The sequence below is a fragment of the Streptomyces sp. NPDC056452 genome (assembly GCF_042796085.1).
GTDB lineage: Bacteria > Actinomycetota > Actinomycetes > Streptomycetales > Streptomycetaceae > Streptomyces.
On sequence record NZ_JBHTRI010000015.1, the window covers coordinates 66,226 to 81,358 of the forward strand.

Sequence of the window (15,133 nt, forward strand, 5' to 3'; positions counted from 1 at the left end):
GCAGGGGGGCTGGTGTGCCGGGGGTACGCGTCAGGCAGCGGGCGCCTCGGCAGCGGGTGTCTCGACAGCGGGTGCCTCGACCTTGAGTTCGACGACGAGCGTGGCGCCGCTCGCGGTCGTGAGACGCAGCAGGAACGTGCCCGCCGTGTCGTCGGCGTAGATCTTCGGGAGCTTCAGAACTCCGTCCGCGCCGGTCTTCAGGTCCGTCAGGGTCCTGACCGCGTTGCCGTCCGCGTCCTTGAAGTGGGGGCCCTTGTCGTTCTCGGCGGGCGTCTCCCCACCGGTGATCATCGTGGCGGTGACGGCGGTGCCCGCCACCGCGATGCCCTTGTACGTCGCCTTGACCTCGACGGTGTCGGCGAACTCGGCGCCGGGGGCGGCCGTCAGGGCCTTCTCGTCGGTCCGGGCGATCGTGTCGGCCTGCCGGGCGGCGACGGCCGCGGTGTAGGTGAGGACGCGCGGTTTGTTGGTGCCCGCCACGGCCGTGACCTTGAACGCACCGGTCTTCTCACCCGCGTTGAGGACGGGCGCGGTGACGGTGCCGTCCGCCGCGGTGGGCAGCGTGACCGTGCTCCGCCCGCCGGAGAAGCGGGTGTCGGTGTCGCCGGTGATCGTGAAGGTGACCGAGGCCTTGGCGAGCGGCGAGCCGAGCGTGTTCCTGGCCCGCACCTTGATGCGCTCGCTGAACGCCTCGCCCGCCGTGGCGGCGAGGGGGCCGGTGCCCGCGTTCTCGAGGCTGCCCAGCGTCCGGGACGGCGTGGGGGTGGGCGACGGCTCGGGGGGCGGCGTCGGCGTGGGGCTGGGCGAACCGCTGCCGCCCGGCTTGGGCGGGGTCGGCGAGGGGCTCGGCGTCGCGCCGCTGCCGCCCGTCCCGGACGGGGAGGGACTGGGGTCCGACGACGAGCCGGAGCCGGAGCCGCTGGTGTTGCCCGAGGGGAGGACGCCCGTGCCGTCGGGGACCTCGTGGGTGCCGCGCTTGTAGAACTCGAACCAGGAGCGCACCGTCCGCAGGTACTCCCGCGAGTGGTTGTAGCTCAGCACCGCCCGGTCGAGGTCCGCCGCGACGGCCAGGTCCCGGGTGCCCGCGCAGAGGTAGCGCCCGGCGGCCAGTGCCGCGTCGTAGATGTTGTTGGGGTCCTTGCGTCCGTCGCCGTTCCCGTCCTGGCCCCAGGTGGCCCAGGTCTGCGGGATGAACTGCATCGGGCCGACCGCACGGTCGTGGGTGGAGTCCCCGTCGTACGCGCCGCCGTCGGTGTCCTTGATCAGTGCGAAGCCCTGGCCGTTGAGGGCCGGGCCGAGGATCGGGGAGAACGTGGTGCCGTTGGCGTCGACCTTGCCGCCGCGTGCCTGGCCGGACTCGACCTTGCCGATCGCCGCGAGGAGTTGCCAGGGCAGCCGGCAGGCCGCGTCGGTGCCTGCGAGATCCTGCTCGGCCTTCTTGTACGCCGCCAGGATCGAGGCCGGTATGCCCGCTTCCGCACTGCCCGTGACCGGTAGATTCACGGACGAACCGGGCTTGTTGGGCGTGTTGAGGGGCGGCAGGTCCGTGTAGTAGGGCGAGTTGCCGGTGGCCGCGCTGTCGCCGGGCGATGCGGAACCGGACGCCGCCGGGTCACCGCCGCCTTCGGCGAGCGGGGCCCCGGGAGCCTGCGAGGCAGAGAGGGCCGCCACAGCGGCTGCCGCCACCGCGGTGGTGGTGGCCCCCCTGCGAAGCCGTCGGCCGAATTGCGCTGCCATACGTTCTGGTCCCTCCCCGTCGACGGCTGTTCGCGCTCTCCCCAGCGCGAGGACTCAGGCGACCCTACGGCAACTTGTGCCGCCCGAACACTGGCACATGACCGGTTCTTACCGACTTCTCACGAAGCTGCCGGCACCTTGTGAGGGAGGTTCGGGCAGGTGACGGGGGCTCACGCATACTTGCCGTCATGCCGTTCACGCTCAGCCATGCCGCAGCCGTACTGCCGGGCATCCGCCGGTCCGGGGCGGGCCGTGGCCCGCTGGTCGCCTCCGCGCTCGTCGCGGGTTCGTTCGCACCCGATATGACCTACTTCGCGGACACGGCTGTTCCCGGGGCGATGGAATTCGGCGAGGTCACCCACGCGGTGTGGGGTGTGTTCACGGTGGACGTGGCCATCGCCTCGTCACTGGTGGCGCTCTGGCTGCTGCTGCGCGAACCGCTCGTCGCGCTCCTGCCCACCGCGTGGCAGGGGCGCGTGCACACCTTCGTTCGGGGCCGGCGACGGAAACCCGGCACGCCGCCGACCGTGCCCGAAGCTCTGTGGTTCGTCCTGTCCGCGGTCATCGGCGCGGGCACCCATGTCGTGTGGGACGCCTTCACCCACCACGACCGGTGGGGCACCGAACTCGTTCCCGTGCTCAACCGCACCGTCGGCGGCTTCCCGGTGTTCCAGTTCGTCCAGTACGGGAGTTCGGCCGTGGCCCTGACGGTCCTGGCCTGGTTCACGTACACGGGCCTGCGCCGGACCGGACCGGCTGCCGTCCCGGAGTCCGTACCGGTCCTCGGCCGGACGGAGCGCCGGTGGGCGGGCGTCCTGCTCGCCGTGTGCGTCCTGCTCGGAGTCGTCCACCGATGTGCCCGCTGGTACGCCTACTTCGGGCAGATCAGCACACCCCTCGACATCATCCCGACCGCGTGCTTCGGGGCCGGGGCGGGTCTGGCGGTAGGGCTCGTGCTGTACGGGGCGTGGATGCGGCTCGGGACACCGCGCCGCCCCCGGCCGCCGGACAGGCCCGGTCCACGGACCCGCCCGGCGAACGAGGACGCGCACTGAGGGGCCGCCTTCGAGGAGGGGTGGCCCTTCCTCGAAGGCGGCCCCTTCCAGGCGGCGGGGGCGTCAGTGCGCGGCCGTCTCCCAGTCCGTGCCGACACCCACGGAGACGTCCAGCGGCGCACGGAGCTCGACCGCCGTGGACATCTCCCGGCGCAGGATCTCCTCGACCTGCTCCCGCTCGCCCTTCGCGATCTCCAGAACGATTTCGTCGTGGACCTGGAGCAGCATCCGCGACGTCAGCTTCGCCTCCGTCAGCGCACGGTCCACGTGCAGCATCGCGACCTTCACGATGTCGGCGGCCGTCCCCTGGATCGGGGCGTTGAGCGCCATCCGCTCGGCCGTCTCGCGCCGCTGACGGTTGTCGCTGTTCAGGTCCGGGAGGTAGCGGCGCCGGCCGAAGACCGTCTCCGTGTACCCGGTGGACCTGGCTTCCTCCACGACCCGGTGCAGGTAGTCACGCACCCCGCCGAACCGCAGGAAGTAGGTGTCCATCAGACCGCGCGCCTCCCCGGCCTCGATGTTCAGCTGCTGGGAGAGTCCGAACGCGGAGAGCCCGTAGGCCAGCCCGTACGACATCGCCTTGATCTTGCGGCGCATCTCCGCGTCGACGGCCGACTTCTCGACACCGAACACCTGCGAGGCGACCGTCGTGTGCAGGTCCTCGCCGGAGGTGAACGCCTCGATCAGACCGGCGTCCTCGGACAGATGGGCCATCACCCGCAGTTCGATCTGGCTGTAGTCCGCCGTCATCAGCGTCTCGAAACCCTCGCCGACCACGAAGCCCCGGCGGATCGCCCGCCCCTCGTCCGTCCGGACGGGGATGTTCTGCAGGTTGGGGTCGGTGGAGGAGAGCCGGCCCGTCGCCGCGACCGTCTGGTTGAAGGTGGTGTGGATACGGCCGTCCGCACCGATCGTCTTGATCAGGCCTTCGACCGTGACCCGCAGCTTCGCCTGCTCCCGGTGGCGCAGCATGATGACCGGCAGCTCGTGCTCGGTCTGCGCGGCCAGCCACGCCAGCGCGTCCGCGTCGGTCGTGTAGCCCGTCTTCGTCTTCTTCGTCTTCGGCAGGGCCAGCTCACCGAAGAGCACTTCCTGGAGCTGCTTGGGCGAGCCGAGGTTGAACTCACGGCCCACGGCGGCATGCGCCTCCTTCACCGCCTGCTGCACCGCACCGGCGAACTGCTGTTCCATGCCCTCCAGATGGGCCCGGTCGGCGGCGATGCCGTGCCGCTCCAGGCGCGCCAGCATGATCGACGTGGGCAGCTCCATGTCGTACAGGAGCTCGGTGGCACCGGCCTCCTGCAGGCGCGTCGTGAACGCGTCCCCGAGGTCCAGCACCGCGCGGGCCTGCGCCATCAGGGCATCGGCCTCCGCGCGGTCGTCCGCGCCGAAGGCCAGTTGCCCGTCGGAGGCGGGGGCCGGGGCCAGCTCACGGCCGAGGTACTCCACGGCCAGCGCGTCCAGCGCGAAGGAGCGGCGGCCGGGCTTGACGAGATAGGCGGCGAGCGCGGTGTCCATGGCGATGCCGTCCAGCTGCCAGCCCTGCTCCGGGAAGACCCGCAGGGCGTTCTTGGCGTTGTGCAGGACCTTCGGCCGCTCCGGGTCCGCGAGCCATGCTGCCAGCGCCCGCTCGTCGGCCTCGTCGAGCTCGGCCGGGTCCAGCCAGGCGGCGGCCCCGTCAGCGGCTGCGAGCGCGACCTCCGTGACCGTGCCGGTGCCCAGCGACCAGGTGTCGACGGTCATCATGCCGAGCGGCTGCCCGCCATGGGCCTCCAGCCACGGGGCGACCTCGCCCGAGCCCAGGACCGCTCCGTCCAGCTCGATGCCGGCCGCGGGCTCCGGCGGACCGGCCTCCTCCGCACCCGGATCGACGGCGAGCAGCCGCTCGCGCAGGCTCGGGTTACGGATCTCCAGAACGTCCAGCACACCCGTGACGGCGGTGCGGTCGTACGGAGCACGCTCGAGCTCGGCCGGGACCTTCGGCAGCTCCACGTCACGGACCATCTCGGTCAGCACGCGGTTCATCTTCACCGAGTCCAGGTGGTCCCGGAAGTTCTGGCCGGCCTTGCCCTTGACCTCGTCGGCCCGCTCGACCAGGTCCGCGAACGACCCGAACTCGTTGATCCACTTGGCAGCCGTCTTCTCACCCACACCGGGGATCCCCGGAAGGTTGTCCGAGGGGTCACCGCGCAGCGCCGCGAAGTCCGGATACTGCCCCGGCGTGAGCCCGTACTTCTCCTGGACCTTCTCCGGGGTGAAGCGCGTCAGCTCGGAGACCCCCTTGGTGGGGTACAGCACCGTGACGTTGTCCGTGATCAGCTGGAAGGAGTCCCGGTCACCGGTGACGATCAGCACCTCGAAGCCCGCCGCCTCGGCCTGTGTGGCCAGCGTCGCGATGACGTCGTCCGCCTCGAAGCCGTCCACCGCGAACCGGTCCGCGTGCATCGCGTCCAGGAGCTCGCCGATCAGCTCGACCTGCCCCTTGAACTCGTCGGGGGTCTTGGAACGGTTCGCCTTGTACTCGGGGAACTTCTGCGCACGCCACGTCTTGCGGGACACGTCGAACGCGACCGCGAAATGCGTGGGCGCCTCGTCGCGCAGCGTGTTCGCCAGCATCGACATGAAGCCGTACACGGCGTTCGTCGGCTGCCCCGTCGCCGTCGTGAAATTCTCCGCGGGCAGGGCGAAGAACGCCCGGTACGCCAGGGAGTGCCCGTCCATCAGGAGCAGGCGCGGTCGGTTGTCTGCCGTCTTCTTCGATGCCGTCTCAGCCACGCCCCCGATCCTGCCACGGACCGCTGACAATCCGGACCGGCCGCCGCTCGTCTCCCGGTCGAGCACGGCTCGCGCGCCCCTGCACCGCGCGCCCCGACCGATACCGCAGCACCCCGGCCGCCCTCCGGGAGCCGCGGCGGCCGTGCGTGACAGGATCGAATGACAGTCGCATCGCCACCAGGGAAGACGTGACAGGACGCCACGACGCGTACGCGCGTATCGCGGGTTCGCAAGCGCTCGAAGGGGAGCACCATGGCCACCAAACCCCCGACCGGTGACCCGGTCCAGGACGCGCCGCAGGTCGAAGCGGTCCAGCACGCGGCCGCGGGACTGCCCGCCGTCGCCCACAGCCTGCGCGTCGCCCAGCAGCAGATGGGGGTGCGCCGCACCGCGCAGACCCTCCTCAAGGTCAACCAGAAGGACGGCTTCGACTGCCCCGGCTGCGCCTGGCCCGAGGGCGACAAGCGGCACACCGCCGAGTTCTGCGAGAACGGCGCCAAGGCCGTCGCCGAGGAGGCGACCCTGCGCCGCGTCACTCCCGACTTCTTCGCCGCTCACCCCGTAGCCGACCTGGCCACCCGCAGCGGCTACTGGCTCGGCCAGCAGGGCCGCATCACGCAGCCCCTGTACCTGCCCGCGGGCGCCGACCGGTACGAGGCCGTGACCTGGGAGCGCGCCTTCCAGATCCTCGCCGAGGAACTCACCGCGCTCGGCTCCCCCGACGAGGCGCTCTTCTACACCTCGGGCCGCACCAGCAACGAGGCGGCGTTCCTGCTCCAGCTCTTCGCCCGCGAGTTCGGCACCAACAACCTGCCGGACTGTTCCAACATGTGTCACGAGTCGTCCGGATCCGCGCTCACCGAGACCATCGGCATCGGCAAGGGCAGCGTCAGCCTGGAGGACCTCCACCACGCCGACCTGATCATCGTCGCCGGGCAGAACCCGGGAACCAACCACCCCCGGATGCTCTCCGCCCTCGAAGAGGCCAAAGCCGCCGGTGCGAAGATCATCTCGGTGAACCCGCTGCCCGAGGCCGGCATGGAGCGGTTCAAGAACCCGCAGACCGCCCGCGGCATGATCAGGGGCGCCGCCCTCAACGACCTCTTCCTGCAGATCCGCATCGGTGGCGACCAGGCCCTCTTCCGCCTGCTCAACAAGCTGATCCTCGACACCGAAGGGGCCGTCGACACCGACTTCGTCGCCCGGCACACCCACGGGTACGAGGAGTTCGCCGAAGCGGCCCGCGCCGCCGACTGGGCGCAGACACTCACCGCCACCGGCCTGGACCGCGCCGACATCGAGCAGGCGCTCGCCATGGTCCTCGCCTCCGAGCGCACCATCGTCTGCTGGGCCATGGGCCTCACCCAGCACAAGCACTCCGTGCCGACCATCCGCGAAGTCGTCAACTTCCTCCTGCTGCGCGGCAACATCGGCAGGCCCGGCGCCGGAGTCTGCCCCGTGCGCGGCCACTCCAACGTCCAGGGCGACCGCACCATGGGCATCTTCGAACGGCCCTCCGAAGCCTTCCTGGACGCCCTGGACAGGGAATTCGCGATCACCTCGCCGCGCCACCACGGCTACGACGTCGTACGGTCCATCCAGGCGCTGCGCGACGGCGAAGCCAAGGTCTTCTTCGCCATGGGCGGCAACTTCGTCGCCGCGTCACCCGACACCACCGTCACCGAAGCGGCGATGCGCCGCGCACGGCTCACCGTGCACGTGTCGACCAAGCTCAACCGCTCCCACGCCGTGACCGGCACCCGCGCCCTGATCCTGCCCACCCTGGGCCGCACCGACAAGGACGTCCAGGCCGGGCAGAAGCAGTTCGTCACCGTCGAGGACTCCATGGGCCTGGTCCACTCCTCCCGCGGCAACCTCGCACCCGCGAGCCCCCACCTGCTCTCCGAGCCGGCGATCGTCGCCCGCCTGGCCCGCGCCGTCCTCGGCCCCGCCTCCACGACGCCCTGGGAGGAGTTCGAGAAGGACTACGGGACGATCCGGGACCGCATCTCACGCGTCGTCCCCGGCTTCGAGGACTTCAACGCCCGCATCGCACGCCCGGGCGGCTTCGCACTGCCCCACGCCCCCCGCGACGAGCGCCGCTTCCCCACCGCCACGGGCAAGGCCAACTTCACCGCCGCACCCGTCGAGTACCCCGAGCTCCCCGAAGGCAGGCTGCTGCTGCAGACCCTGCGCTCCCACGACCAGTACAACACCACGATCTACGGCCTCGACGACCGCTACCGCGGCATCAAGGGCGGCAGGCGCATCGTGATGGTCAACCCCGAGGACGCCCGCGCCCTGGGGCTCGCCGACGGCTCGTACACCGACCTGGTCGGCGAGTGGAAGGACGGCACCGAGCGCCGGGCGCCGGGCTTCCGCGTCGTCCACTACCCGACCGCACGCGGGTGCGCCGCCGCGTACTACCCCGAGACCAACGTGCTCGTCCCGCTCGACGCCACCGCCGACACCAGCAACACCCCGGCCAGCAAGTCCGTCGTCATCCGTTTCGAGAAGGCCTGAGAAACCGGGACCGACCAGCGGCTAAGCGTTCGCTCAGCCGTCTGATAAGAACAGTGCACACAGCAACGAACGAACGGAGCCGGACCCCATGGGCGAGCACACCGCACCCACGTTCCCCCAGGAGATCATCGACGAGTACGCGGCACTCGGCGTCGACCTCCCCGCACTCTTCTCCGCCGGACACCTCGGCGAGCGCATGGGCGTGCAGATCGTCGAGGCCTCAGCCGAGCGCGTCGTGGGCACCATGCCCGTCGAAGGCAACACGCAGCCCTACGGACTGCTCCACGGCGGCGCCTCCGCCGTCCTCGCCGAGACCCTCGGCTCCATCGGCACCATGCTCCACGGCGGCGCCACCAAGATCGCCGTCGGCGTCGACCTGAACTGCACCCACCACCGCGGGGTGCGCAACGGCCTCGTCACGGGTGTCGCCACCCCCGTACACCGCGGCCGTTCCACCGCCACGTACGAGATCGTCATCACCGACGAGCAGGACAAGCGCGTCTGCACCGCCCGCCTCACCTGCCTGCTCCGCGACGTACCCCGGCCGGCCGCCGACTGAACCGGCCGCACAACACCCCTGCCCGGCCCGGAAATCGCACCGCATTCCGGACCGGGCAGACCCATATCCGGAGCGAGGAAGAGATGTTGACCACCACTCTCGGTCAACACCCTTGACCACGGCACGCGTTCCATGAGCCACTTCAACAGCCACAGCGGTCTCCGCAGCGAATCGAACACATCACCCAGATGTAACACTGCGTAACAGGTGTGCAATACACGAAAAATACCGCGCGCCGCGTCCCCGGTCCGGAGGGACAGCCTCACCGCGCCCCTTGCGCCCCGATTCGTGCGACAGCACCAAGATCGGGTCAAGCGCCTTAGCAGAGCTGCACGTTCTCAGCATGCGGTCACTTCGCAAGCCGTAAATGTCCACACTGCGCCCACCAACCCTTCCCCATGGCATAACAAGACAGTCACATCATTAGCGGACCTGTCCCGCACCCCCTCACCTGCCCTTAGAGTCACGGCCAGTCACCGCGCCGCCGGGCGCGTCTGCTGCACAGCCTTTTAAACCACCAGTACGGCCCGGCGATCGTCACGGCACCTCAGCAGAGGAGGCCGCGCCAGGGAAAGGACCTTTCGTGCGACACCGTTCTTTGCTTATCCTCACCGCAGTGCTCACCACAGGAGCACTCACCCTCACCGCCTGCGGGTCGCGCGACGACGACAAGAAGAGCAGCGGCGACGGCGACACCCAGACCGTCGTCATCGGCGTCGACGCCCCCCTGACCGGCGACCTCTCCGCCCTGGGCCTCGGCATCAAGAACTCCGCGGACCTCGCCGCCAAGACGGCGAACAAGAACAAGACCGTCCCCGGCATCAAGTTCGAGATCCAGCCGCTCGACGACCAGGCGCAGCCCTCCGTCGGCCAGCAGAACGCCGCCAAGTTCATCGGCAACAAGGACGTCCTCGGTGTCGTCGGCCCGCTGAACTCCGGCGTCTCCCAGTCGATGCAGAAGCCGCTCAACGACGCCAACCTGACCCAGATCTCCCCGGCCAACACCGGCACGGAGCTGACCCAGGGCAACAACTGGAAGACCGGCGACAAGCAGCGCCCCTTCAAGACCTACTTCCGTACCGCCACCACGGACGCGATCCAGGGCGCCTTCGCGGCGAACTACCTCTTCAACACCGCGAAGATCACGGACGTCTACCTCATCGACGACCAGAAGCCCTACGGCGCCGGCCTCGCCGCGTCCTTCAAGACGACGTTCACCGAGCTCGGCGGCAAGATCGTCGGCTCCGACCACGTCAACCCCGACGACCGTGACTTCAACTCCGTCGTCACCAAGGTCAAGGGCTCCAAGGCCAAGGCCGTCTACTACGGCGGCGAGTACCCCGCCGGCGCACCCCTGAGCCAGCAGCTCAAGGACAGCGTCCAGATCCCGCTCATGGGCGGCGACGGCATGTACAGCGCCGACTTCATCAAGCTGAACAAGAAGGCCCAGGGCGACATCGCCACCTCCGTCGGCAAGCCCGTCGAGGAGCTCGACTCCGCCAAGAAGTTCATCGCGGACTACAAGACGGCCGGCTACAAGGACGCCTACGAGGCGTACGGCGGCGGCACCTACGACGCCACCTGGGCGATCATCGAGGCCGTCAAGGCCGTCGTCGCCGCCAATGACGGCAAGCTGCCCGACGACTCCCGCGCCAAGGTCCTCGACGCGGTCGGCAAGGTCCAGTTCGAGGGCGTCACCGGCCCCGTCTCCTTCGACGAGTTCGGCGACACCACGAACACCATGATGACCGCCTACCAGGTCGACGGCGGCAAGTGGGTCTCCAAGTTCAGCGAGGCCGTGAAGTAGGTCCGTCAAGGACCCCCATCACACATAGCAACCAGACCGCGCGGGAGCGCTACGAGCGCTCCCGCGCGGTGCCATATCCGAACCACTCGACGGAGGCCCTGCGGTGAACGAACTGCCGCAACAGCTGGCCAATGGACTCATCCTCGGCGCGATGTACGGTCTCATCGCGATCGGTTACACGATGGTCTACGGAATCATCCAGCTCATCAACTTCGCACACGGCGAGATCTTCATGATCGGGGGCTTCGGAGCCCTCACGGTCTACCTCGGGCTTCCGTCCGGACTCTCCCTGCTGGCTGCGATACCCCTCATGATCGCCGGCGGAGTCCTGTGCTCCGTCGCCGTCAGCGTCGCCGCTGAACGCTTCGCCTACCGGCCACTGCGCAGCGCGCCACGTCTCGCCCCCCTCATCACCGCAATCGGCCTCTCCCTGGCACTCCAGCAGGCCGTATGGATGTGGTACCCCGACGCCACGAAGGACCGCTCCTTCCCCCAGTTCAAGGGTGAAGCGATCGAAATCTTCGGCGCCAACATCCAGCGCGGAGATCTCTTCGTCCTCATCGCAGCCCCCGTGTGCATGCTCGCCCTGGGCCTCTTCGTCTCCAAGACCCGCGCCGGACGCGGAATGCAGGCAACCTCCCAGGACCCCGACACCGCCAAGCTCATGGGCATCAACACCGACCGCATCATCGTCATGGCCTTCGCCATCGGTGCCGCGTTCGCAGCCGTCGCCGCCGTCGCCTACGGGCTCAAGAACGGCCAGATCGGCTTCCGCATGGGCTTCATCATGGGCCTGAAAGCCTTCACCGCAGCCGTACTCGGCGGCATCGGCAACATCTACGGAGCCATGCTCGGCGGAGTCGTCCTCGGCGTCGCCGAATCCCTCGCCACCGGCTACATGAGCGAGGTCCCCGGCATGGAACTCTTCGGCGGCGGAGCCTGGAAGGACGTCTGGGCATTCGTCCTCCTCATCCTCGTCCTCCTCATCCGACCCCAGGGCCTACTCGGCGAACGCGTCGCGGATCGGGCGTGATACCGATGACAACCAACACCACGCCCCAGACCGGCGCACTCCTCGCACTGCCCACCGCGGCAGCCCGCACCCTCACCGTCGCAGGCGCAGCCGTCGCACTCGTCGGCACCTTCCTCGCCTGGACCTGGACCGACGAGTTCCCCGGCGACCTCACCGTCACCGGATACCCCGGCGGCCTCCAGGTCCTCACCCTGATCAGCGCAGCACTCACCCTGCTCTTCGCGCTCTCCGGGTACGGCATCCGCGGCCTGCGCTGGCTCACCCCCGGCGGCACCAACAGCCCCACCCGACTCGCCGCACTCGGAACCCTCGGCGTCACCGGCTACGCCATCGGCGCGATCTCCGTCAAACTCGGCGGAGTCGTCAACCTGGAACCCGGCGCCTGGATCAGCGGCATCGGCGCGATCATCGCCGTCATCGCCGCACTCGGACTCCCCAGCGACCAGCCCATCGAGCACACCACCAGGCCCAACACCCTGGACCGGTTCCTCAACAGCCTCCGCGCCCCCTCACCGGACCGCGCCAAGGCACTCCCCTCCTGGGCCGAGATCCTCATCATCGCCGGAGCATTCGGCGTCGCGCTGTACGTCTTCACCTACGGCATCGACACCGAATACGCCGAACTCTTCATCGGCTACGTCATCGCCGTGGCCTTCGGCTTCACCGCACTCACCCGAGCCGGGCTCATCGCCCGCATCACCGCACTCACCGCAAAACACCGCAACGTCACCCTCGCCGCCGCACTCGTCGCAGCGTTCTGCTTCCCCTTCACCCAGCAGAACGAGGAATACGCCCTCATCGGCGCCAACATCCTCATCTTCGCGACCGTCGCACTCGGCCTGAACGTCGTCGTCGGCCTCGCCGGCCTCCTCGACCTCGGATACGTCGCCTTCCTCGGCGTCGGCGCCTACGCCGCCGCCCTGGTCTCCGGCTCCCCGATGTCACCCGTCGGCGTCGAATTCCCCTTCTGGGCAGCCGTCCTCACCGGCGCCGCAGCCTCACTCGTCTTCGGCGTCGTCATCGGCGCCCCGACACTCCGGCTGCGCGGCGACTACCTCGCCATCGTCACCCTCGGATTCGGTGAAATCTTCCGGCTCACCGTCAACGCCCTCAACGGCGTCAGCGGCCCCGACCTCACCAACGGCTCCCAGGGCATCCCGAGCATCCCCGACCTCACCCTCTTCGGGTTCGACTTCGGGCTCAGCCACGACATCGGCGGCTTCACCCTCGGCAGGTCCGCCAACTACTACCTGCTGATGCTCGTCTTCACCGCCGTCGTCGTCATGGTGTTCCGCCGCTCCGGCGAATCCCGCATCGGCCGCGCCTGGGTCGCCATCCGCGAGGACGAAACCGCAGCCACCGCCATGGGCATCAACGCCTTCCGGCTCAAGCTGCTCGCCTTCGCACTCGGCGCCACCCTCGCCGGACTCGCGGGAACCGTCCAGGCACACGTCTCCTACACGGTCACCCCCGAGCAGTACCAGTTCGCCGGGTCCGTACCGCCCAACTCCGCATTCCTCCTCGCCGCCGTCATCCTCGGCGGCATGGGAACCCTCAGCGGACCCCTCGTCGGCGCCGCACTGCTCTACCTCATCCCGGCCAAGCTGCAGTTCATGCAGGACTACCAGCTGTTCCTCTTCGGTCTCGCGCTCATCCTCCTGATGCGCTTCCGCCCCGAAGGACTGGTCGCCGACCGCAGGAAGCAGCTCGAATTCCACGAGACCGGCCAGCTCGACGTGCCGCCGGACACACCACTCACCGACACAGCCGCCGGCACCACGAAGGCGGGGGCGTGACCACCATGACGACAACAGCCACACCCACCACCGGCACCACGGTCCTCGACGCGAGCGGCGTCACCATGCGCTTCGGCGGCCTCACCGCCGTACGCAACGTCGACCTCACCGTCAACGCAGGCGAAATCGTCGGCCTCATCGGCCCCAACGGCGCCGGCAAGACCACCTTCTTCAACTGCCTCACCGGCCTCTACGTCCCCACCGAGGGCAAGGTCAGCTACAAGGGCACCGTCCTGCCGCCCAAGCCCCACCTCGTCACCCAGGCAGGCATCGCCCGCACCTTCCAGAACATCCGGCTCTTCGCCAACATGACCGTCCTGGAAAACGTCCTCGTCGGACGCCACACCAGGACCAAAGAAGGCCTCTGGTCCGCGCTGCTGCGCCTCCCCGGCTACAAGAAGGCCGAGAACGCCAGCCGCGAACGGTGCATGGAACTCCTCGAGTTCATCGGCCTCCAGGACAAGGCCGACCACCTCGCGCGCAACCTCCCCTACGGAGACCAGCGCAAGCTCGAGATCGCCCGCGCACTCGCCAGCGACCCCGGACTCCTCCTCCTGGACGAGCCCACCGCCGGCATGAACCCCCAGGAAACCCGCGTCACCGAAGAGCTCATCTTCGCGATCCGGGACCAGGGCATCGCCGTACTCGTCATCGAGCACGACATGCGGTTCATCTTCAACCTCTGCGACCGCGTCTCCGTCCTCGTCCAGGGCGAGAAGCTCGTCGAAGGCACCGCCGAAGTCGTCCAGGGCGACGAACGCGTCATCGCCGCCTACCTCGGCACCCCCTTCGAAGGCGCCCCCGGCGCCGAAGAAGTCGCCGAGGTCGAAGCCGCCGAAGCGGAAGCCTCGGCCGCGGCCGGCGCCACCGCGAAGACGGCCACGCCGGAGCCGGACACCACCCCGGAAGCCGAAAGCACCACGGCCGCCGACAGCACCACGGAAGCCGACAGCTCCGAGGACGCCGAAAGCACCCCGGCCGCCGACAGCGCACCGGAAGCCGAAAGCACCACGGACGCGGACAGCGCACCCGAGGCCGACACCACCCGCACCGAGGAGGAGGACACCCGATGACCGCACTGCTCGAGGTCGAGGACCTCCGCGTCGCCTACGGCAAGATCGAAGCCGTCAAGGGCATCTCCTTCAGCGTCGAGGCCGGCCAGGTCGTCACCCTCATCGGCACCAACGGTGCGGGCAAGACCACCACCCTGCGCACCCTGTCCGGACTCCTCAAGCCGACCAGCGGCCGCATCACCTTCGACGGCAAGCCGCTCGCCGACATCCCCGCACACAAGATCGTCTCCCTGGGCCTCGCCCACTCCCCCGAGGGACGCCACATCTTCCCCCGGCTGACGATCACCGAGAACCTCCTCCTCGGCGCCTACCTCCGCAACGACAAGGCAGGCATCGAGAAGGACATCCAGCGCGCCTACGACCTCTTCCCCATCCTCGGGGAACGCCGCAAGCAGGCCGCGGGAACCCTCTCCGGCGGCGAGCAGCAGATGCTCGCCATGGGACGCGCACTCATGTCCCAGCCCAAGCTGCTCATGCTCGACGAGCCCTCCATGGGACTCTCGCCGATCATGATGCAGAAGATCATGGAGACCATCGTCGAGCTCAAGGCGGCAGGCACCACGATCCTGCTCGTCGAGCAGAACGCCCAGGCGGCCCTCTCCCTCGCGGACCAGGGCCACGTCATGGAGGTCGGCAAGGTCGTCCTCTCGGGCACCGGCGCGGACCTCCTCCACGACGAGTCGGTCCGCAAGGCCTACCTCGGCGAGGACTGACACCCTCCGCTCACGCACACGAAGGAGGCCCGCACCCCGATCGATCCGGGGTGCGGGCCTCC

The 15,133-nt window shown here is 69.2% G+C and carries 10 protein-coding genes; 8 read left to right on the forward strand and 2 right to left on the reverse strand.

The annotated features are described in order from the left end of the window. Positions 1-30: 30 nt before the first annotated feature. The gene (locus tag ACFQ6X_RS17050; protein WP_383182193.1) at positions 31-1,737 is read right to left on the reverse strand and encodes a lytic transglycosylase domain-containing protein; all 1,707 of its coding nucleotides are present in this window, start codon (positions 1,735-1,737) and stop codon (positions 31-33) included. A gap of 188 nt (positions 1,738-1,925) precedes the next feature. Here ACFQ6X_RS17050 and ACFQ6X_RS17055 point away from each other — a divergent pair, with 188 nt between their 5' ends. Continuing rightward, positions 1,926-2,792 (forward strand): DUF4184 family protein, encoded by an 867-nt coding sequence (locus ACFQ6X_RS17055; protein WP_383182195.1) that lies wholly within the window; start codon positions 1,926-1,928, stop codon positions 2,790-2,792. Between the two features lie 63 nt (positions 2,793-2,855). Here the strand turns inward: ACFQ6X_RS17055 and polA are convergent, their stop codons facing one another. Then, entirely contained in the window at positions 2,856-5,567 is a 2,712-nt protein-coding gene (gene polA / locus ACFQ6X_RS17060) for a DNA polymerase I (protein WP_383182197.1), read from the reverse strand. A 252-nt stretch (positions 5,568-5,819) separates the two neighbouring features. On the opposite strand from polA, the gene ACFQ6X_RS17065 reads away from it, so the two are divergent. From ACFQ6X_RS17065 to ACFQ6X_RS17095, 7 genes are all read left to right on the forward strand, one after another. Next, positions 5,820-8,090, forward strand: a complete 2,271-nt coding sequence (locus ACFQ6X_RS17065) for an FdhF/YdeP family oxidoreductase (RefSeq protein WP_383182199.1) — start codon at positions 5,820-5,822, stop codon at positions 8,088-8,090. 88 nt (positions 8,091-8,178) lie between these two features. Then, positions 8,179-8,649, forward strand: a complete 471-nt coding sequence (locus ACFQ6X_RS17070) for a PaaI family thioesterase (RefSeq protein ID WP_383182201.1) — start codon at positions 8,179-8,181, stop codon at positions 8,647-8,649. Between the two features lie 598 nt (positions 8,650-9,247). After that, on the forward strand, positions 9,248-10,456 hold the full coding sequence (locus ACFQ6X_RS17075; RefSeq protein ID WP_383182331.1) for a branched-chain amino acid ABC transporter substrate-binding protein: 1,209 nt from the start codon (positions 9,248-9,250) through the stop codon (positions 10,454-10,456). A 103-nt stretch (positions 10,457-10,559) separates the two neighbouring features. After that, entirely contained in the window at positions 10,560-11,489 is a 930-nt protein-coding gene (locus ACFQ6X_RS17080) for a branched-chain amino acid ABC transporter permease (RefSeq protein ID WP_351177079.1), read from the forward strand. A 5-nt stretch (positions 11,490-11,494) separates the two neighbouring features. Then, the gene (locus tag ACFQ6X_RS17085; protein ID WP_383182204.1) at positions 11,495-13,285 is read left to right on the forward strand and encodes a branched-chain amino acid ABC transporter permease; all 1,791 of its coding nucleotides are present in this window, start codon (positions 11,495-11,497) and stop codon (positions 13,283-13,285) included. 5 nt (positions 13,286-13,290) lie between these two features. Further along, positions 13,291-14,358, forward strand: coding sequence for an ATP-binding cassette domain-containing protein (locus ACFQ6X_RS17090; RefSeq protein WP_383182333.1), 1,068 nt, complete (start codon positions 13,291-13,293; stop codon positions 14,356-14,358). Then, positions 14,355-15,071: an ABC transporter ATP-binding protein gene (locus ACFQ6X_RS17095; RefSeq protein ID WP_329212158.1), complete on the forward strand. Its 717-nt coding sequence runs from the start codon at positions 14,355-14,357 to the stop codon at positions 15,069-15,071. The genes ACFQ6X_RS17090 and ACFQ6X_RS17095 overlap by 4 nt, the downstream gene beginning before the upstream one ends. The last annotated feature ends 62 nt before the right edge of the window (positions 15,072-15,133 follow it).

Coding starts and splice junctions, on each gene's coding strand:
- ACFQ6X_RS17050 (WP_383182193.1), bottom strand. CDS start 1,737: ATGGCAGCGCAATTCGGCCGACGGCTTCGCAGGGGGGCCACCACCACC.
- ACFQ6X_RS17055 (WP_383182195.1), top strand. CDS start 1,926: ATGCCGTTCACGCTCAGCCATGCCGCAGCCGTACTGCCGGGCATCCGC.
- ACFQ6X_RS17065 (WP_383182199.1), top strand. CDS start 5,820: ATGGCCACCAAACCCCCGACCGGTGACCCGGTCCAGGACGCGCCGCAG.
- ACFQ6X_RS17070 (WP_383182201.1), top strand. CDS start 8,179: ATGGGCGAGCACACCGCACCCACGTTCCCCCAGGAGATCATCGACGAG.
- ACFQ6X_RS17085 (WP_383182204.1), top strand. CDS start 11,495: ATGACAACCAACACCACGCCCCAGACCGGCGCACTCCTCGCACTGCCC.
- ACFQ6X_RS17090 (WP_383182333.1), top strand. CDS start 13,291: ATGACGACAACAGCCACACCCACCACCGGCACCACGGTCCTCGACGCG.
- ACFQ6X_RS17095 (WP_329212158.1), top strand. CDS start 14,355: ATGACCGCACTGCTCGAGGTCGAGGACCTCCGCGTCGCCTACGGCAAG.